Raw genomic sequence first — 17,340 nt, 5'->3', positions numbered from 1 at the left:
GCACTTTTGGCTTTTCTGCTCGTGAACTTTATCGTTGTTTTGGGAGTGGATATGGGACAACAATTGCGTGTGATTTCCTCTAATCACCTCTTTATTTCTGCCGATAAGCCCAATGAGGCGGCAACGCTTGTGCTGGAACAAGATCGCGTGGCTCAGGTTTTGCCTCGTGAGGCCTTCGCTCAATTTGCTGGTCAGGCAGATGCGCTTGATGTGGGAGACAACTTTGTCTGCCCAGGGTTTCATGACGCACATCAGCACGTGTTTCACGCGGCGTTGTTTCCCTCACGCTTGGCAACTGAATATCCCGGTACTAGCGAGAAGGACTGCGTAGAGCACATGCGCGAGTTTGCCGCCACAAGACCAGGCAATGGGTGGCTGGTCAGTCATGGCTGGCGCGAGATTTTGTGGAGTCCTTCCAATGTTCCTACGCGAGCCTCTTTGGATGAGGTATTTCCCAACAGACCCGTGGCTATGTACTCGGGGGATGCGCATACGCTGTGGCTTAACAGCTGTGGCATGCGTGAACTGGGTATTACGGATGACACCACGCCACCTGCAGGTGGTAGCTTTGACAGGGATGAACAGGGCCATCTTACCGGCGTGTTGCGTGAAGCGGCGGGCATGGTATACATTGCACGTATTTTGGCGAGCTTTAGCACAGAGGAGCTCAAAGAAATATATGCCAACTACTTTAAGCAGCTTAATGCCTTGGGTATTACGAACGTGTGCGACATGGCGCTTTCTTTGGTGGCAGGTGCCGATGGCATCAATTCCCACATATACGAGGCGCTACAGGCAGACGGCTGTTTGAGTGTTCGTGCTCATATGTATCCCACGCTTACCGATGATCTTTCTACCTTAGAAGACTTACAGGCACGTCTAACAGGACCAAAACTGCGTGCTCCTGGCTTTAAGCAATTTTTTGATGGCGTTTCTAGCCAGCATACGGCTTGGTGTTCTCAGCCGTATACCAACGCACGTTTTGCAGGGGATGTGGGGCGCCCAACGGTGAGTCCCGAGCGCATGCGTGAGCTGGTGCTTAAGGCCGCGGCAGCTGGTCATTCTGTGCGTATCCATACCATTGGCGATCGTGCGGTATCCGAGGCACTTGCTATTTTTGAGGAAGCTCATGCACGCTATGGTACGCCCACTCAGGGAGCCAACACCATGGAGCACATAGAGGATATTGTGCCTTCAGACCTTACCCGCTTTGCTGCTGCTCAGGTGGTTGCTTCCGTACAGCCCCCTCATGTGACCATTGATATAACGCAGCCCGCACGAGACTTGGGAGAGCAACGCGCTTCTCGCATGTGGCCATTTGCTCAGATGCTTGATGCTGGAGCTACGTTGGCATTGGGCACCGATGCTCCCGTTGTATCGGCCAACTCGGGTGATGTGCTCTACACTGCTTGCACACGCAAAACTCCTGTGGGGCATCAGCCTGCCGGTGGATGGTATCCTGAGCATGCGCTCACACGTATCCAAACCGTGGCTGCCTACACCCAGGGAAGCGCTGCGGCAACAGGGCGTGCGCATGAGCTGGGCACCCTAGAGCCCGGCATGTTTGCAGACCTTGTTGTGTGGGATACCAATTTGCTGAGCTGTGCAGATGAGCAGCTGCAGCTGGCTCGTCCTATACTTACGGTATGCGCGGGCGAGAAGGTCTTTGAGCGCGCCTAAACTAGTACTGTGCAGCAGCATCAAAAGAGCTGTAGAAAGGGTTGCCATGAAAGACGGATTTATAAGCGTTGCAGCGGTGACGCCTCAGGTGAAAGTGGCTGATGTTACCTACAACATGGTGCAATCCTTTGAAGCTATTAAGCAGGCTGCTGCTGAGGGCGCACGCGTTATTGTGCTGCCCGAGCTGGGCCTTACGGGCTATAGCTGCGAGGATCTGTTTTGGCAAGATGCCCTTTTGGATGCTTCAGAGCAAGCGCTTGCCACACTTATCGAGCAAACCGCACAGCTTGATGCACTTATCATGGTGGGTGTTCCCGCTTGTATTAACGCTCAGTTGTACAACTGTGCTGCCGTCTTTTGCCATGGTGAGCTCTTGGGGCTTGTGCCTAAAAAGGCGTTGCCTACCTATAACGAGTTTTATGAAGGTCGTCATTTTAGTGTGGGTCCCGATGACCTCTTTCTTGTGGATTTTGCAGGCTACTCAGATGTGAGTTTTGGCACTCACCAGCTCTTTGTCTGTTCTGATATGCCTTCTCTGAGCGTTGCGGTAGAAATTTGCGAAGACCTGTGGGTGCCACGTCCGCCTTCTCTTGATGCGGCGCTTGCCGGAGCAACGGTTATTTGTAACCTGTCTGCTTCAAATGAAGTGGTGGGTAAGACAGATTACCGCCGTGATCTGGTACGTGGGCAAAGCGCACGTCTTGTTGCTGGCTATGTGTATACCAGTGCAGGTTGGGGAGAATCTACCACCGATGTGGTCTTTGGTGGGCATAAGCTCATTTGTGAAAATGGAAGTATCTTGGCAGAATCTGCGCCCTTTAGTGACGCACTGTGCCTTTCGCAACTTGATCTTTCCCGTCTTGCTGCTGATCGTAGGCGTATTTCTACCTTCCAAACAGCAGCTGCACCAGAGCAGGCAGACTACTTTGTCAATACGTTTAATCTGCCTGTGGTGTCCACCCAGCTTACTCGCCACATTGATCCTCATCCCTTTGTGCCCTCCAACAAAACCCGTAAGACTGAGCGCTGTGAAGAAATTTTTGAGATTCAAGCACATGGTCTGGCCAAGCGCTTGCAGCATACCCACTCTGAACATGTGGTGATTGGCGTTTCTGGTGGTTTGGATTCCACTCTTGCGCTTTTGGTGTGCGCACGAGCCTTTGATCTTCTCGATTTGGATCATGAGGGCATCATTGCAGTTACCATGCCCGGCTTTGGTACCACCGCACGCACCCATAACAATGCAACAGAGCTTACAGCTGCCTTGGGAGCAACTCTGCTTGAGGTTTCCATTGGCGATGCGGTTCGTCAGCATTTTGCGGACATTGGGCATGATGAGTCGATCCATGATGTTACCTATGAAAATGCTCAAGCACGTGAGCGTACACAGATTTTGATGGATATTGCTAACCAGGAAAGCGGTCTGGTTATTGGCACGGGAGACCTGTCGGAGCTGGCGCTTGGGTGGGCTACCTACAACGGTGATCACATGAGTATGTATGCGGTTAATGCCTCCATTCCTAAAACGCTCATTCGTCATTTGGTGGCGTACGTTGCCGATAAGTGCGAGAGCGAGGAGCTTTCCAGTGTACTGTTGGATGTATTGGCAACACCCGTTTCTCCAGAGTTGTTGCCCGCAAGTGCGGACGGTACGATATCGCAAAAAACAGAAGACCTGGTTGGCCCCTATGAGCTGCATGACTTCTTCTTGTACAACATGCTGCGTTGTGGTTTTGCTCCGGCAAAGATTTATCGCTTGGCTTGCCTTGCCTTTGATGGAAACCATGGAGCAAAAGCCTATGATGGCATAACTATTTTGTTGTGGCTTAAGGTCTTTTATCGTCGTTTCTTTGCCCAGCAGTTTAAGCGCAGCTGTTTACCCGATGGACCTAAGGTGGGTTCTGTTGCTGTGTCTCCGCGTGGTGATTTGCGTATGCCATCCGATGCCGTGGCGCACCTGTGGCTTGATCAACTAGAACAGCTGTAAAACCAAAAAAGAAAAATCGCACCTGGATGTGGAGATGATATCCCTCATTCAGGTGCGATCTATTATCGGTGCTCGTAGCGTTTACGCAAGCAGGGACAGCACGTGGTCAACCGTGAGTCCATATTTTTCTTTCAGTGCATCACCTGGACCAGATTCTGTAAAGACGTCATTAACGCCAATCCTATACAGAGGTGCATGAGAAGGTATATCACAAATGGTTTCTGCAACCAGACTTCCCACACCTCCAATAACACTGTGGTTCTCAACGGTAATGATGCGTTTTACATCTTGTGCGAGTGTGCGCAACAGCTTAGTATCCACTGGCTTAATGCTGCTGATATTTACCAGCTTGCCGTTGAGGTTACGCTGTAAGGCAGCCTCAAAACTCCTCATGGCAAGGTCTGTAGTTGAGCCCTCATAAATGAGTGCAAAGTCCTGGCCCTTATCGCAAACAATCTGGGCTTTACCGGGTGCAATACGCTCAGTAGCAGGAAGATTGGGTACATCACCTCGCGTCGTACGAATAAATACAGGACCTTTAATGGCAATGGCACAATCAATGGCGTCATACAGTTCATCGGGATTAAAGGGATCAAGAATAGTGAGATCGGGGATAGCACGCATAACGGCAATATCCTCATTAGCATGGTGAGTGGCGCCGTCATACCCACCGTCCATGCCGTTGTGTGTTCCGATCATCTTGACATTCAGATTTCCATAGCAGGCTTGACGGATTTGGGTCCAACAGGTGCCCGTTATAAATAACGAGAAGTCCACGAAGAAGGGAATACCTCCCTCAACCGCAATACCAGCCGCTGCGGACAAGGCATTTTGTTCTGCTATGCCTGTTTCGACAAAATGCTCAGGGTGCTTTGCAGCAAACTGGGCTGCCGTTGTTGAGCCAGCTAAGTCAGCATCCAGAACAAAGATGTTAGAGTGTTTTTCAAAGGCGGCATTAAGAGCATCTCCTACCAGAGTGCGAAGGGAAATAAGCTGATAGTCCATTGTGGTTACACCTCCATTTCATGGGCTGAATCAGTTGCATCAGGTGTTGAGATGGCTGCTGAGTAAGCGTCCTCCTCAGCAGCTAAATCCGCCAATGCAAGCTCGTATTGCTCATCGTTGATGCCCTTGGAGTGCCAGGCTGGATTATCTTCCATATACCGTATGCCCTTGCCCTTAATGGTGTTACAGATAATGGCACAAGGTGCATCTTGAGAATCTTTTGCGGCCTTGATAGCGCTCAGGATTTCATCCATGTTGTGTCCATCAATCTCATATACCTTGAAGTTAAAAGCTTTGAGCTTATCGGCCAGCGGCTCAAGGGTGATATTGTCATCGGTAGGGCCGCCTGATGACAGGCGGTTACGATCGATAAAGACAGCAAGATTGTTGAGTTTATAATGGCCAATAGCCATAAAGGCTTCCCAGTTTTGTCCCTCTTGCAGCTCCCCGTCGCCAACAATGACATATACCATGTGTTTATCATGGTTGGTTCGCTTTGCCATTGCCATGCCAAAACCAGCAGAAAGACCTTGACCCAACAAGCCGGTTGTCGCATCAATCTGGGGATACGAGCGCGCACAGGGATGGCCCTGTAACTTAGAATTTAATTGCCTAAAGCTTGCATATTCCTTCTCGTCAATCAGGCCTTTCTCGGTAAATTCTGCATATAGCGCAGGAGTACAGTGCCCTTTAGAAAGAACCAAACGAGCTCGTTGGCTGGCAGCAAAATCTATTTCATTTTCATAGAGAGCGGTAAGAACATCAATAACGGAAAGAGAGCCGCCCACATGTCCTACACCAGCCTTATGGACCATGTCTATAATGCGACGTCTATTTCGGTGTGCGATAAGCGCAAGTTGTTTTGCAGTATACATACTAAAGCTGCCCTCCTGCCTATGCGCCCATAAAGAGACGACCGATATACCAAATCAAAAGTCCGATGACATTAAAGTCGGTTTCTGGGAAGGCGGTACCGGTAAGGCCAATGTTTGCCATAACGGGATAGATAAGAGCAGGACCAACAGCAATCAAAACACCTACTACAAAGGCACCCGCAACACAGCCCTTCCAGCCACCAGTTGCGTTACCAAAGACGCCTGCAGTAGCACCAATAAAGAAGTAGGGAACAGCCACCGGAATAACCACCAGTGCTCCAAGGGCACTCATAACTGCCATGGAAAGCAGTCCGCCAACATAGGCAGCGATAAAACCAATAACAGTAGCGGTTGGGGCGAAGCCAAAGATAACGGGGCAGTCAAGTGCAGGCTTAGCGTTGGGAATGAGTTTTTCAGAGATGCCAACAAAGGCGCCTTCAATTTCACCCAAAAAGAGACGAACACCCGTAATAACAACGTAGAGCCCACCAGCAAATTTAAGACCTTCAAACAAGGGGAAAACAAGCCAGCTTTGTCCGTTTGATAACTCTTCTACAGCACCTTTACCGGCTGCAATACATGCAACGTAATAAATGACAACCATGGTTACTGCAACGCCAATGACATAGTCTTTAAAGATGCTTAGCCAGCCAGGAAGTTTAATATCTTCGGTACTTTGTTCTGGGTCGCCAACCTTAGATCCAATCCAGCCTGCAAGGGCATATCCCAAGGTTACATAATGGCCAATGGCAATGTCATTACTGCCGGTAACTTTGTCCATATAGGGCTGTGCAATTGCAGGAAATATTGCTGCACAAAAACCGAGGATGATACCACCAAAAATAATGATTACTACATCGGGTACACCAAGAGCTTTAAACATAATGGAGATTAACGCTGCAAAATACAGGTTGTGTTGGCCGGTAAGAAAGATGCTCTTAAAAGGTGTGACGCGCGCAACAATAAGGTTGCTCACAAATCCAATGAGCATGACCAATGAGACAATGGCGCCAAACTTTTCTTGGGCTAATGCTGTCATTGCTTCTGCAAGTGGCAAGATACCCTCAATGCCAAAGCCTGTTTGGAAAAGGGTTTGGAAGCTGGTTAATGAATTTGCAACCGCTGCGGTACCAATATTAAAGACCAAAAACCCGATGATGGTTTTGAGAGTACCCGTAAGAATTTTATAGGGTTTCTCGCGCTGTAAAATAAGGCCAACCATAGCGATAAGCCCAACCAAAACAGCGGCATTTGCCAAAACATCAAAGGCAACGGCCTCAAAAATAGCTTGAATCAGTTCCATTGCTGTCTACCTCCTTATGCCTCATGTGCTTTATCGTCAAGAAACTTTTGGAGCTTTTTGGTGATTTCCTCTTTGTTCATAAGGTTGTCGATGCCAATGACATAGGGCACGTCATCCTTAAGCTCATCTGCTAGATCAGACATAGTGATAAAGAGATCACCCTTAAACGATTTCACTGCGTCGAGCGTGTCATGATGCAGCTCAATAGGGAAATCATGTGCTTTGACTACCTGCTGAACCTTGATCTTAAGCATCATCGACGAACCCATGCCGGTACGACATGCGATGAGTGCTTCATACGTTTGAGTGTTCATAAATCTCCGTCTTTCCGTAGTGCTTAACAGTCGATGGTTGCCGTCATGGTCTTTTCAAAATGTTTAATCTGTTTTGTGATTTCGGCCGGCTGTATGGCCTGAGCCATGCAGGTAAGTGACGTGCTGTCTTGCAACAGCTCACTAAGACATTGCAAGGCTGTCATGTGTGTTTGAGGGCCTGTTGATGCAAGCATAAAAACGTATTTAACGGGATCATTGCTGGTATTTCCATAGCTAACAGGCGTTTTAAGCCGTGCCAGAGACATACCGGTTTTATTGACGCCAATGGCACTGCTTGCATGTGCCAGCGCTATTCCTTTGGTAATAACAACATAGGGCCCATACTCCGCAATGTTTTTAATGACCTCATCAACATATGCTGAGGTAATTTCACCTGTTTTGAGTAAAGGTTGGCCTGCGGCCTTAACAGATGATTGCCAGTCATCACATGTAACGTCCAGTACAATGTGGTCCTTGCTGAGTAAATCGCTTAACATGGGATCTTCACCTCCTTGTTCTTTGAGTGCTCCATAGGTCTGTAAGTAGCTTTGTAGGGCTGCAATAAGTTTTGCTTCGTCTTGTGGGTGGGAGTATTCCAGTAAAATAGCCTGTAGCTTTTTTGCACTGGTGCTAAGGATTGGTCCAAGGTGGGCATCTTGCTTTGTATAGAATCCCAGTTGGCTTAATTTGGTAGCTACCTTTATGCAATCTTCTGCATCCAAAAGTGGTCCAACCTTTAACCAAGGAGTGCTTATTTTTGTAATGCTGGAAGGCAGGGTTGAGATAACAAGATCGATCTCACCAAGAGGCATGGAAGTAAGGCGATGTGCAGCCACTATAGAAACAATGTTTACGCTAAATTGTTGTTGTAAACGAGAGGCTAAAAGTTCTGCAGTTCCAATTCCCGTGGCACAGACAACAATAATCTGCGGTTTGTGCTGGTATGTTCTATGGATACGAGCCAGTGCAGCACCAAAGTGCACCATAATATAGGACAGCTCGTCTTCTGTAGGATTGATCAATTGGTCAAGACCACAGCTGCTACTTTTTTGGCGGATGATCTGATACAGGTCACTATATTCCTGCAGAAGCTCATCTCGTAAGGGATTTGTGAGTGTAAGCTTGGCAGCTTTACGATTTGCTGCAGTTGCAACATGTTGAACCAAATTGGTATAAAGCTTCTTGTCCTGTTTAAAGCCAGCGTGCATGCAGGCATCAACCGCACTAATAAGTGCTGTACAGGCAAGCTCAATAGCGGTATTAACCTGAGGCTTATCGGCTTGTACCCTCCAGCCATATAAGCCAAGATGCAAGCCAATATAAAGTAGCTCATCATCAGGAAGTGCAATTTCAAAATAGTCGTTTACCTGTTCCACGATATAGTGTGCGATTTTGTAGCGCACCTCATCAAGTTGAGTACTGGCGGTAAGCAAGCTGGTATCTGGCGTTGCCTTATCGCGCATATCCTTAAAGCGCTGAACTGAAAGAAGGATATGAATGATAATGGCCTCAAATGACGCATCATCAAGTAAAACGGAGCAATACGCCTCGGCATTGCTGACAATAGCTGCCACTTCTTGCAGGTTTTCCAGGGGAAAGAGCTCTTCATAGTCATGCGGATCAAAAGCCAAATGAAAGCGCGAGAGGTTCTTATATTCTTTTACAATGGCCGATAAAACTTCTCTGCGTGCAGATTCTGGGGCTTTAAGGTATAGGCCTTTACCTGCTTCTGAAATAAGCTTTGTGTTGTGTGCAGCATAGTATTTACGCACTTCTGCCATATCGCGAACAACCGTGTCGTAACTGACAGAAAAGTTATCGGCAATCTCTTGCATGGTGACATAGCATTCAGAAGACCAAGCAATGTAGAAAGCCGTAAGCAGTATGCGCTCTTTGACGCTTAGGGGATTTTTATTAAAGTCTCGTATCTCGTCAAGAAACTCTGATTGTATGAGGCTTTGACTCGTAATGCCAGCATGAAGGTAGGCAATATTGCGATAAATACTTACCGCCTCTATGCCAACTGTTGACTCAAGTGCGGTGTTTAACTCATCAATATCGTAGCGAATTTGTCTTTTACTGAGAGAGAACAGGTCAGCAAATTCATTCAGGCCAAATGACCCATGCTCAATAAGGAGCTGCAATTCTTTTCTTTGTCGGCTGTTCATACTTCATCACCACCTTTAACTATGGGGGTAGAACCAGAGGGTCTCAATACGCATTACTTTCACTTTTGCAGTGAAATAATTTAATATGTGCGTGCATAGGAGAAAATCTAAGTGTGTCATATAGAGATTTTTCAAAATACTTGTGTATATTCGTGTGCGCTGGGTACTATCAACAACAGTAACAACGAAAGGCGGCAAGACAGTGGTTTTATTGGCCCATTGTTTTGTCTCAACAGTCGAGCGCCCCTACCGGCGCAATGGAAGGAAGGCTCATAATGAAGCTCAAGCCATTAGGTGATCGCATTTTGGTAAAGCCCGCTCCCAAGGAGGAGAAGACCTCCTCTGGCCTGTTTATCTCTAGCGGTGCTCAGGAAAAGCCTCAACAGGGCGAGGTTATCGCTGTAGGTGCTGGTAAGTATAACGATAAGGGCGAGCGTATTGCGCTTGATATTAAGCCTGGTGACCAAGTGTATTACGGCAAGTTTGGCGGCAATGAGGTCAAGATTGAGGGCGAGGATTATTTGCTGCTTCGCGCTGATGACATCTATGCAATCGTAGAAGAGTAATCAACAAGCTTGTCTTATAAAGTACACGCAAGCACATACAATCATTTTCGGAGGATTTTGCAATGGCAAAGAACATTGAATTTGGCACTGATGCACGTGCTAGGCTTGCAAAGGGTGTTAATACCCTTGCAGACGCAGTAACCACTACCATGGGCCCCAAGGGTCGCTATGTTGCCCTTGAGCGTTCTTATGGTGCTCCCACTATCACTAATGACGGCGTTTCTGTCGCTAAGGAAATTGAGCTTACCGATCCCGTAGAGAACATGGGTGCTCAGCTGGTCAAGGAAGTTGCTACCAAGACCAACGATACCGTGGGCGACGGCACTACCACCGCAACCTTGCTTGCTCAGGTTATTGTCAATGAGGGTCTTCGCAACGTTGCAGCAGGCGCTAACCCCATTGCCATTCGTCGTGGTATCGATAAGGCAGTCAACGCTGTTGTAGCCAAGATGGCTGCTGCTTCTAAGGAAGTTTCCACCAAGGATCAGATTGCTTCTGTTGGCACCATTTCCGCTGGTGATCCAGAGATTGGTAAGAAGATTTCTGACGCTATGGACGTTGTAGGCAAGGACGGCGTCATTACCGTTGAGGAGTCTCAGACCTTTGGTATGGACATTGATACCGTAGAGGGCATGCAGTTTGATAAGGGCTACATTTCTCCTTACTTTGCAACCGATGGCGAGAACATGACGGCCGAGCTTAAGGATCCCTACATCCTTATGACTGACCAGAAGATCTCCAACATCCAGGACATCCTGCCTGTTCTTGAGGGCATCCAGAAGTCTGGCTCTCCTTTGCTCATCATTGCAGAGGACGTAGACGGTGAGGCTTTGGCTACGCTTATTCTGAACAAGCTTCGTGGCACCCTTAACATTGCTGCTGTTAAGGCACCTGGTTATGGTGACCGTCGTAAGCGCATGCTTGAGGACATTGCTATTCTGACCGGTGGCCAGGTAGCTATGAAGGAGCTCGGTGTTTCTTTGACTGACATCTCTGCAGAGATGCTCGGCCGCGCTAAGTCTGTCAAGATCACCAAGGACAACACCACTATTGTTGGTGGCGCTGGCTCCAAGGATGCTATCGATGAGCGCGTTGCTCAGATTAAGGCAGAGATTGAGCACACCGATTCTGACTTTGACCGTGAGAAACTCCAGGAGCGCTTGGCTAAACTTTCTGGTGGTGTAGCAATTATCAAGGTTGGTGCAGCTACCGAGGTTGAGCTCAAGGAGATCAAGCACCGCATTGAGGATGCACTCCAGGCAACCCGCGCAGCTGTGGAAGAGGGCATTGTTTCCGGCGGCGGCGTAGCCTTTATTGAGGCTTCTGCTGCTCTGGATGAGGTCAGTGCCAATGACGCTGACGAGAAGATCGGCGTAGACATTATCCGCAAGGCACTTGAGGCTCCTGTAAAGACCATCGCTAACAACGCTGGTTATGAGGGTTCTGTTGTTGTCGAGAAGATCAAGAGCTTGCCTGCTGGTCAGGGCCTTGATTCTGCTTCTGGCACCTATGGCGACATGATTGAGATGGGCGTATTGGATCCTGTAAAGGTAACCCGTACCACCCTTCAGAATGCTGCTTCTGTAGCATCGCTTATCCTCATTACCGAGGCTACGGTATCTGATGTTCCTAAGAACACCACTATCGAAGAGGCCATTAGCGCTGCTGCAGCACAGGGCGGCCAGGGCGGCGGCATGTACTAAGATCTGCTTAGTACCTCGTACGCAGCCCCGTGCACAAGCTTATATGCAGCTTGCTTTAGCACTCGTTTTAAGGACCCCATGGCAACATGGGGTCCTTTTTTGATAATTGTGTATGCCCCTTACCGCGCTCATGCCCTTATCGTGCGTATATTCCTAACAACGTTCTTACCTTTTACCGGTTACGTGTCCACAAAATCTATACATAATGTTAAAATGCTTACGTTAACTAGAGCGATATAAACGAACGAGTGAAGTAGGTTACTGTGAAGGAAATGCTTAAGCTTGAAAACGTCCAGATCTTGCAGAGTGTTAAGGACTGGGAGCAATCCGTTTACGTTGCCGTGCAACCGCTGGTAGACGGTGGGTATGCAGAAGCTCGCTATATTGACGGCATTATCGCCAATGCAAAAGAACTTGGTCCCTACTTTGTTTTGTGCCCGGATCTGGCGTTGTTGCATGCTCGTCCCGAGCAGGGTGCGCTTAAGCAGCAGCTGGCGGTAACCGTTTTGCGTGAGCCTGTTCGCTTTAAGGAAGAGGGTCCCGATGTTCGTTTGCTGGTTACGCTGGTGGCAACAGATCCTGACTCTCACATTGATGTTATGCGTCAGCTTGCCATGATGTTTGGTGATCCTAACAACATTGCCAAGGTTGTTCAGGCGGCGTCTGAGCAGGAAATCTATAACCTCTTTATGGCGCAAGAGTAACAAGAGTAACAAGAGTAACAAGAGTAATAAGAGTAATAAGAGCTATTTGGTTTATTTTATTTTGGTCATTATTTGACGTAGCGGGCGTCAACAGTGATATGCATTGATGTATTTCTAGTAGCGAGTTTTATTTAAGGGGGAAACATGGCAATTGTAGATTTCTTTGTCAACATTTTGTCTACGCCAGCAATTCTTGTTGGTCTTCTCGCGCTTCTTGGTCTTGCACTTCAGGGCAAGCCTATCGAAGACATTGTAATGGGTACTGTAAAGACCATTGTTGGTTTCTTGGTACTGTCCGCTGGTGCAGGCTTCTTACAGTCTGGTTCCTTGCTTGCTTTTGGTGAGGTTTTTAACTTTGCCTTTAACATGCAGGGCGTTGTTCCTAACAACGAGGCTGTTGTTTCCCTGGCTCTGGAGAAGTTTGGTTCCGATACCGCACTGATCATGTGTGTTGGCATGATTCTTAACCTGGTATTGGCTCGCTTCTCCCGCATGCGCTACATCTTCTTGACCGGCCATCATACGCTGTATATGGCTTGCATGCTTGCTGTTATTTTGTCCATTGGCGGCCTGTCTGGCGCACAGCTCATCATTGCTGGCGGCTGCTTGCTTGCTTTTATCATGGTTGTATCTCCCGCTTACTGCCAGCCTACTTTTAAGAAGGTAACCGGTACCGACGGTGTTGCTCTTGGTCACTTTGGTGGCATTGGCTATGCTTTGGCTGGTTTGGTTGGTAAGGGATTTAAGGGCAGCAAGTCTACAGAGGACCTTAAGTTCCCTAAGCGCCTTATCTTCTTGCGTGACACCACGGTTTCTATTTCTATCACCATGATGGTGCTGTTTGTAGTTATTACCGGCATCGCCGTTGCTAAGGGTATTCTTACCGCAGATCCCACTCAGTTTGCACACCTCAATGACCTGCTTAACGTTGGTACTGAGACTCACGTTAACTGGATTGTATGGGCTTTAACCGCAGGCATGAGCTTTGCCGGTGGCGTGTACATCATCTTGTCTGGCGTTCGTCTGATCGTGGGCGAGATAGTTCCTGCATTTAAGGGCATTGCCGAGAAGCTCGTTCCTGGTGCTATTCCTGCTATCGACTGCCCCGTTGCATATCCCTATGCTCCTAACGCAGTAATCATTGGTTTCTTGACCTCTTTTGTTGCGGGCATCGTTGGCCTTTTGGTGCTTACCGGCATCAACGGTGCTATTCCCGTAGCACTCATTCTTCCGGGTGTTGTACCTCACTTCTTCTGTGGCGCAACCGCAGGTGTCTTTGGCAACGCAGAAGGTGGCCTCAAGGGCTGCGTAGCCGGTGCTTTTGTACATGGTCTTCTCATCACTTTCTTGCCTGCAATTTGCATGCCTGTATTTACGGCGCTTGGCTTTACCTCCGCCACCTTCTCTGATGCCGACTTCTCTTGGATGGGCATTTTGTTTGGCAACGTAGCACAAAGCGTTCAGGGCACGGCGTTGATGATTATCTGCATTGCCGTATTCTGTGCGCCCATTGTGTATAACTTTGTTGCACCTAAGAAGGATGCTGCTCAGTAAGACAAGAACGCTGCTCAGTCAAAGAAAGATGCTGTTCAGCAGGAAAAATTGTTTGATGGTTCTATAATGAGTTAGCACGTTTGCCGGGGCACGCGGTCCCGGCAAACGATGTATTGTGTTGCACGTCTGCTCACACAAAGGAGTGAAGCATGAAGGTATCTAAGATTATGTGCGCCTGCGGTTCCGGTTTGGGCTCAAGCCTTATGGTAGAAATGAACATTCAGGATGTTCTTAAGAAGATGGGTATTGAAGGCATTTCTGTATCCCACTCCACTACCTCCGATGTAAAGCCTGGCGCTGCAGATTTGTTTGTTGTTGGTCGCGATCTGGCAGACTTTATCAAGGATGTTCCTGAGGAGCAGATTATTGTGCTGCAGAACATCATTGACAAGAACGAGCTGGAAGAGAAGCTTCGCGAGAAGAACATCGAGGCGTAAGCACACGGTCGCCCACAGCCAGTCTTGTAGTACACATGCGCTGTAGGGCACGTTCCTACGGCGCATTTATTTTGGAGATGTGCATGGATCAAAAAGAGTTTGATGAGCTTTCATTGTTTTGCGTAAAGCTTCGTAGAGATATTCTTCAGATGCTTATGGCCGTTGGTTCCGGCCATCTAGGCGGTTCTATGTCTATTGTTGAGCTTATGAGTGTGTTGTATGGCAAGCATTTGAGGTACGATGCGTCCAATCCGAGCTGGGAGGATCGTGACCGCGTCGTGCTTTCTAAAGGCCACGCTGGTCCCGCTTGGTATGCTACCTTGGCCGAGAAGGGATTTTTTGACACAGAGATGCTCCTTACCCTTAATCAGGGTGGGACCAAGCTGCCTTCTCATCCAGACCGCATCAAAACACCCGGTGTAGATATGACCACCGGCTCTCTTGGGCAGGGTACATCTACTGCAGCTGGTATTGCCACTGCTCTGCGCATGAAGGGCTCTGACAGGCGCGTATACCTCATTGTGGGGGACGGCGAGCTTAATGAAGGTCAGTGCTGGGAAGCCTTCCAATATATTGCAGCCAATAAGCTTAACAACTGCATTGTTATTGTCGATTGGAACAAGCGCCAGCTTGATGGGGCACTTGAAGAGGTCATACCGTCCTTTGACATTGCAAAGAAGCTGGAAGCCTTTGGGTTTGCAACACAGCAGGTTAATGGCCAGGATCTAAATGCTGTGGATGAAGCACTTACCCGTGCCGAGAATATCACAGGGTCGGCTGTAGCCATTGTTTTGGATACCGTTAAGGGTGCAGGCATTCCGTTTTTTGAGACCTATGCAGGTAACCACTCTGTGAAGTTTGCTGTTCCTGAGGTGAAACATGCTGCAGAAGAAGCGCTGGCTCAATACAAAAAAATTCTAGAGGGGAGTGAGGCCTAATGTTTAGTCTGGTTACAGATCGTGGTATGAACTCTCCTGAACTGAGAGCGGTTGTAGTAAATACACTGCAAGATCTTATGAAGACCAACGACGCTGTTGTGGCGCTTGAGGCAGATCTTGGCGGCGCCTCTGGCTTTACTAAGATTGCACAGTCAAATCCCAACCGCTTTGTTCAGTGCGGTATTTCTGAGGCCAATATGGTGGGTGTTGCCGCGGGCATGAGTACGCTTGGTTTTAAGCCTTTTATGCATTCGTTTGGCCCATTTGTATCTCGTCGCGTGTTTGACCAGGTGTTTTTATCGGGCGGATATGCGCATAACACGATTAATATTTACGGTTCTGATCCTGGATTTTGTGCCGGCACCAATGGCGGCACCCATACCACGTGGGAAGATGTTGCACTCATGCGTACCATTCCCGGCGCGGTGGTATGCGATGCCGCAGATGCAACGCAGCTGGATTGGATTATCCGCAGGTTTGCAGAGCTTGAGGGCGTGCATTATGTTCGCGCAAACCGCAAGGCAGTGCGCGATGTGTACGAGGCTGGTTCTACCTTTGAGCTGGGCAAGGGCAACATTGTGCGTAAAGGCAGCGATGTGCTTATCATTGCTGCAGGCCAGCTGGTAAGCGAAGCTCTGGACGTTGCGGAGACACTGGAGCAACAGGGCATTTCTGCAGAGGTTGTAGACATGTTTTGCATCAAGCCTTTGGATGAGAAGCTCGTGCTAAGTGAGGCTGCTGGCAAAAAAGCGGTGGTTACTTTTGAAAACCACGGAGTTATTGGTGGTTTGGGTGATGCTGTTGCGGCAGTCCTAGCAGAAAATGGCGTGGCTGTGCCCTTTAAACGTCATGGTGTGGTAGAGAGCTTTGGCCAAGTTGGCAGCCCTGATTACCTACAGAAGACGTTTAAGCTGACAGCAAATGATTTGCTCGATACCATTACGACCCTACTTGCATAGCTAGCTGTAGGAGCCCTGTTTATCTCATCTTTAATATACGTCTTGGAGTACACGTCCTAGAGTCGGTTGATCTTCCAGCTCTAGGACGTGTTGTATTGGATTGGCTTTAGGTAATGCAACTTTAGCCGTATTAATTCATGCAATCAGTTTTAGAACTCTATGTTATTGATTTTTGCGATTTCATCTGCAAGGCTTTCACTAATTACAATTTCGTCAAGTACTTCGTGCTTTAGAAGCGCGGTAGTGGGCAAAGCCTTTTCTTTATCGGAGGCAACTGCAAAGACACATCCAATATTTTTTAAATCAGATAAACTTAAGCCAATCATTTTATTGGCAATAGGGGATTCAGTGGCATGCATGTCCTTATCAAAGAAAGTGGTAAGAATATCTCCACACGCTCCCTCACGATTGAGATCCTTAAGATCGCCATTGCTTAAATAACCAAGGTCCAAATAATTTTTATTAGTAAAAGGATTGCCAATACCTACAACTGCAATATCTACCTTCTTTGCTTTGGTGAGAATTGTACGCACTAATTCACTGCGTATGAAGGCTTCTTTATCTTCAAGACTATCAGCCACTGCTGGTGCATAAAGGTATTCAGCTCTGCAATTTTGTTTTTGAGCAAGACGAAAGGCAAGAAGGTTTGAGTGAATTTCTATATCAAAAAATCCAGCCCCGCCAATCATGGGAATGACTGAAAGTTGAGGATTATTGTTATAGCTAAAGGCATCAATTACAGCTCGTAAAGAAGTTCCCCATCCAAGACCAATGCTTGAAACAGAAGGGAGCTTTGCCTCCAAAAGACGAGCGCCCAGTTCACCCACTGCCTCTTTAGGATTATTGATATTTCCATTAGTAGATACAATATGTATTTTTGTATGAGTAAACACTGCACTAAGCTTCCGCTTTTTATCAAGCGTGATTTTATCTGGATGTTGGATTCGTATTTCGACAATTCTTTCCTCTTTGGCTTCTGCAAGTAGACTGTTAACAGTAGGTCTAGAAATACCGAGTTCACGAGCAATATCAGTTTTTGTGCGATCTTCCTCATAGAACATCACAGCAATTTTTACGAGCAATTCGTCCCGATTGTACATCCCCCGACGCTCCTTTAAAGAAAATATCTTTTCTATATTTTACAAAT

15 protein-coding genes are annotated in these 17,340 nt (G+C 47.9%); 9 read left to right on the top strand and 6 right to left on the bottom strand.

Annotated features, from left to right (window positions below):
• Positions 1 to 51: 51 nt before the first annotated feature.
• Positions 52 to 1,680, top strand: a complete 1,629-nt coding sequence (locus HMPREF1091_RS07595; protein ID WP_002564226.1) for an amidohydrolase — start codon at positions 52 to 54, stop codon at positions 1,678 to 1,680.
• 46 nt (positions 1,681 to 1,726) lie between these two features.
• A complete protein-coding gene (locus tag HMPREF1091_RS07590; protein WP_002564225.1) occupies positions 1,727 to 3,667 on the top strand; it encodes an NAD(+) synthase in 1,941 nt (646 codons plus the stop codon).
• Between the two features lie 81 nt (positions 3,668 to 3,748).
• Here the strand turns inward: HMPREF1091_RS07590 and HMPREF1091_RS07585 are convergent, their stop codons facing one another.
• From HMPREF1091_RS07585 to HMPREF1091_RS07565, 5 genes are read right to left on the bottom strand one after another with little or no spacing between them, the layout of a single operon-like run.
• The gene (locus HMPREF1091_RS07585; RefSeq protein ID WP_002564224.1) at positions 3,749 to 4,672 is read right to left on the bottom strand and encodes a transketolase family protein; all 924 of its coding nucleotides are present in this window, start codon (positions 4,670 to 4,672) and stop codon (positions 3,749 to 3,751) included.
• A gap of 5 nt (positions 4,673 to 4,677) precedes the next feature.
• On the bottom strand, positions 4,678 to 5,547 hold the full coding sequence (locus tag HMPREF1091_RS07580) for a transketolase (RefSeq protein WP_002564223.1): 870 nt from the start codon (positions 5,545 to 5,547) through the stop codon (positions 4,678 to 4,680).
• Positions 5,548 to 5,566: 19 nt separating this feature from the next.
• A complete protein-coding gene (locus HMPREF1091_RS07575; RefSeq protein ID WP_002564222.1) occupies positions 5,567 to 6,850 on the bottom strand; it encodes a PTS ascorbate transporter subunit IIC in 1,284 nt (427 codons plus the stop codon).
• A 14-nt stretch (positions 6,851 to 6,864) separates the two neighbouring features.
• Positions 6,865 to 7,164, bottom strand: coding sequence for a PTS sugar transporter subunit IIB (locus HMPREF1091_RS07570; protein ID WP_002564221.1), 300 nt, complete (start codon positions 7,162 to 7,164; stop codon positions 6,865 to 6,867).
• 23 nt (positions 7,165 to 7,187) lie between these two features.
• On the bottom strand, positions 7,188 to 9,332 hold the full coding sequence (locus tag HMPREF1091_RS07565) for a BglG family transcription antiterminator (RefSeq protein WP_002564220.1): 2,145 nt from the start codon (positions 9,330 to 9,332) through the stop codon (positions 7,188 to 7,190).
• 275 nt (positions 9,333 to 9,607) lie between these two features.
• Between HMPREF1091_RS07565 and groES the strand changes: the two genes are divergently transcribed.
• The 7 genes from groES (at position 9,608) to HMPREF1091_RS07530 (ending at position 16,193) form a co-directional block, all read left to right on the top strand.
• Complete coding sequence (gene groES / locus HMPREF1091_RS07560; protein WP_002564219.1) at positions 9,608 to 9,898, top strand: co-chaperone GroES; 291 nt, start codon at positions 9,608 to 9,610, stop codon at positions 9,896 to 9,898.
• Between the two features lie 62 nt (positions 9,899 to 9,960).
• Positions 9,961 to 11,601 (top strand): chaperonin GroEL, encoded by a 1,641-nt coding sequence (groL, locus tag HMPREF1091_RS07555; protein WP_002564218.1) that lies wholly within the window; start codon positions 9,961 to 9,963, stop codon positions 11,599 to 11,601.
• A gap of 272 nt (positions 11,602 to 11,873) precedes the next feature.
• Complete coding sequence (locus HMPREF1091_RS07550; RefSeq protein WP_035424268.1) at positions 11,874 to 12,305, top strand: PTS sugar transporter subunit IIA; 432 nt, start codon at positions 11,874 to 11,876, stop codon at positions 12,303 to 12,305.
• 144 nt (positions 12,306 to 12,449) lie between these two features.
• Positions 12,450 to 13,859, top strand: coding sequence for a PTS ascorbate transporter subunit IIC (locus HMPREF1091_RS07545; protein WP_002564216.1), 1,410 nt, complete (start codon positions 12,450 to 12,452; stop codon positions 13,857 to 13,859).
• Between the two features lie 149 nt (positions 13,860 to 14,008).
• A complete protein-coding gene (locus HMPREF1091_RS07540; RefSeq protein WP_002564215.1) occupies positions 14,009 to 14,296 on the top strand; it encodes a PTS sugar transporter subunit IIB in 288 nt (95 codons plus the stop codon).
• A gap of 83 nt (positions 14,297 to 14,379) precedes the next feature.
• Complete coding sequence (locus HMPREF1091_RS07535) at positions 14,380 to 15,234, top strand: transketolase (protein ID WP_002564214.1); 855 nt, start codon at positions 14,380 to 14,382, stop codon at positions 15,232 to 15,234.
• Positions 15,234 to 16,193: a transketolase family protein gene (locus tag HMPREF1091_RS07530; protein WP_002564213.1), complete on the top strand. Its 960-nt coding sequence runs from the start codon at positions 15,234 to 15,236 to the stop codon at positions 16,191 to 16,193. The genes HMPREF1091_RS07535 and HMPREF1091_RS07530 overlap by 1 nt, the downstream gene beginning before the upstream one ends.
• A gap of 149 nt (positions 16,194 to 16,342) precedes the next feature.
• On the opposite strand, the gene HMPREF1091_RS07525 is transcribed toward HMPREF1091_RS07530, so the two are convergent.
• Positions 16,343 to 17,293, bottom strand: coding sequence for a sugar-binding transcriptional regulator (locus HMPREF1091_RS07525; protein WP_002564212.1), 951 nt, complete (start codon positions 17,291 to 17,293; stop codon positions 16,343 to 16,345).
• Positions 17,294 to 17,340 lie beyond the last annotated feature (47 nt).

It is taken from the genome of Atopobium minutum 10063974 (genome assembly GCF_000364325.1).
Taxonomy (GTDB): Bacteria; Actinomycetota; Coriobacteriia; order Coriobacteriales; family Atopobiaceae; genus Atopobium; species Atopobium minutum.
The sequence above is the reverse complement of the archived record's forward strand: the minus strand, read 5'-3'. Positions and strand labels throughout refer to the sequence as shown.